We start from the raw sequence: 1,368 nt of genomic DNA on the forward strand, positions 1-1,368 counted from the left end.
CCCTTATCCCCAGAGGGGGCCCCCCCTTCCCCTTTTCCCTTTAACCGACAAGTATTGGGGCAGGTCTGTGCTGGGGGTAGGGGAGAATAATAACTCTCCAGTCATCAGTCAACAGTCATCAGTCATCAGTCATCAGTCCCCACACCCGTTAGCTATATGTCAGGCCTATTAGCCAAACCAATGAGAAGGTTCACAACCAGGTTGAACTATTTCACAAAGGTGATGGCTAATCCAATCTGACTTTTCTTGAACGATTGAGCAAATACCTTGGTGAATTAAATTTTGTAAATGTAGTTGCTGTTCTAAGCGTTTACGAGGCAACTGATAGTTTAGCAAGCTTTTTTGTTCAGCTTCAGCTAGGGGAATATTTCCGTCAGATATGACACTGTAAAAAGAGGGAATGCGGTTGAGGACGAAAGCAATTAACTCTTGGCGCAAGTCAGGAATTGCAAAGGCTTGCTGATATGGATGATATGGATATGTATCTAAAACGCTTTCAATTTCTCCTATTACTGATTGCTGAGTCAAATTAACTACAGTTTTCATAATTTTTTTAAACTCCTTTTTTAATTCAGTGAAAGATTAATTAAGTAAACAACTTTTTTAGATGTAAAGTTGCCATGACGATCAGTTATAAATGATTCAATTGATAGATGCAATAGACTCTGAAGTTAGCCTTTTATGAAGGTAGAATATCAAACATTTTACTGTGCTGATTTGAGTTAAAGCTTATACTTATTTCCAAGTATTTTATATCAAAACAGCACGGGCTAGATTGAGAAACTACGATATTTTATATTTATAATACTTATTATTTCAAAATTATGTCTTTTTGGCAGAAATCTACATAAAACGCAGCATAAATTTTGAGGGATCAAGATTATGAGGACAAGGCAACTTGCCTTGGTTATAAATTTTTAGTTAAATTTAACATTTTTGGTAATTAAGATTACTTTTAGGTTTGCTAGACAATTTACTGTTTCATAGACAGAATTTATTTGTTGCACATTAGTTGTATTAAGCCGGAAAATACTCAACTGCTAGACTGTCAAATCAGTCTAGCGACAGATGAAATAATTGAGTAAAAACGTTTAAAAAGTTCACATTATCTGAAAGCCTGACTAATACTAAATTAGAGTCAAAGATAATCAATTGTGCTGGGAGTTGGGAGTGAGAACTCATTGGTGTCAACTTAAGGTAAAACCCTTGTAAAAACGCGATTTTGAATTTACTAACTTACCATCATGCTTGGCGTTACCCCACCCGGATGAACGAAATTTTGTGTGGGATTTCTAGCTAAGTATCCAAAAAATTACCCTCCACACTCCCCACACTCCCCACACTTCCCACACTCCCCACACCTTTTTT

1 protein-coding gene is annotated in these 1,368 nt (G+C 36.5%); it reads right to left on the minus strand.

Translation table 11 applies throughout. The features are described 5' to 3' along the window. Positions 1–168: 168 nt before the first annotated feature. A complete protein-coding gene (locus GNE10_RS34505; protein ID WP_185570505.1) occupies positions 169–546 on the minus strand; it encodes a hypothetical protein in 378 nt (125 codons plus the stop codon). Between the last annotated feature and the right edge of the window lie 822 nt (positions 547–1,368).

Source organism: Nostoc sp. 2RC (genome assembly GCF_014222165.1).
GTDB lineage: Bacteria > Cyanobacteriota > Cyanobacteriia > Cyanobacteriales > Nostocaceae > Nostoc > Nostoc linckia.